Annotated in this window: 1 protein-coding gene; it reads left to right on the top strand. The window is 53.7% G+C overall.

Translation table 11 applies throughout. From position 1 onward, the window contains the following. On the top strand, positions 1-985 hold a 985-nt coding region (locus BLX24_RS30695), incomplete at both ends, for a bile acid:sodium symporter family protein (RefSeq protein WP_071506929.1).

Raw genomic sequence — 985 nt, 5'->3', positions numbered from 1 at the left:
GGCTACCTATCAATACACCGCCTGGATCATTGTTGCGGTGGCAGCTGCCATGCTTTATCCGCAGGCATTTACCAGATGGGGAGACGTTGACTTACGGAATAAGTGGCTCATTCTGATCATTATCCAGCTGGTCATGTTTGGCATGGGCATCCAGATGAGCATCCATGATTTTGCGGGACTCCGCTCATCGGGCAAAGGCGTACTTATCGGGCTTTTCTGCCACTTCACGGTGATGCCGCTGATGGGACTGCTGCTGACCAGGCTCTTCCGGTTTGAACCCGAAATTGCCGCGGGCGTCATCCTGATCGGCTCCTGTTCCAGTGGTCTGGCCTCAAACGTGATGGTGTATCTGGCCAAAGCGAATCTGGTTTTGTCGGTGGTCGTAACCGCCATGGCAACCTTAGCGGCTCCGTTTCTGACCCCGTTACTGCTTAAACTGCTGGCGGGTACGCTGATCAACATCAGCTTTATCAACATGATGATGGAAATCATCAAAATTGTCATTGTGCCCATTTTCGCCGCGCTCCTGCACGATTATCTGAAACAAGCCTCTCCGGCCGGAAAACGGGCAATCCGGATCGCTTCGCTGATCGCTGTCGGCTGGTTTATGTTTTTAACAGGCGGCGGCTGGCACCTGCTTGAGGAAACCGGTACGCAACCGCAAATCCTGCAGGCAATCGAAATCTTCAGCTTTCTGGCGGGTGCCGTTTTAACGGGTTTCCTCTATCACCAGCTAACCCTTCGGTTTCCGCGCCTGGACAGCATTATGCCCCTGCTCTCCATGTTCGGGATTATCTATTTTACAACCGTAACCACTGCAGCAGGCCGGGAAAACCTGATGCGCGTCGGCTTCCTGCTGTTTATCTGCTCCGTTATACACAATGGGGCCGGGTACTTTTTCGGGTATTGGCTCAGCCGTCTGTTCGGGCTCGATAACGATTCAGCCCGCACGGTAGCGTTTGAGGTTGGTCTGCAAAACGGCGGG

Origin of the sequence: Arsenicibacter rosenii, assembly GCF_001870735.1 — a bacterium.
GTDB lineage: Bacteria > Bacteroidota > Bacteroidia > Cytophagales > Spirosomataceae > Arsenicibacter > Arsenicibacter rosenii.
This window is presented reverse-complemented; position numbering and strand designations above follow the sequence as displayed.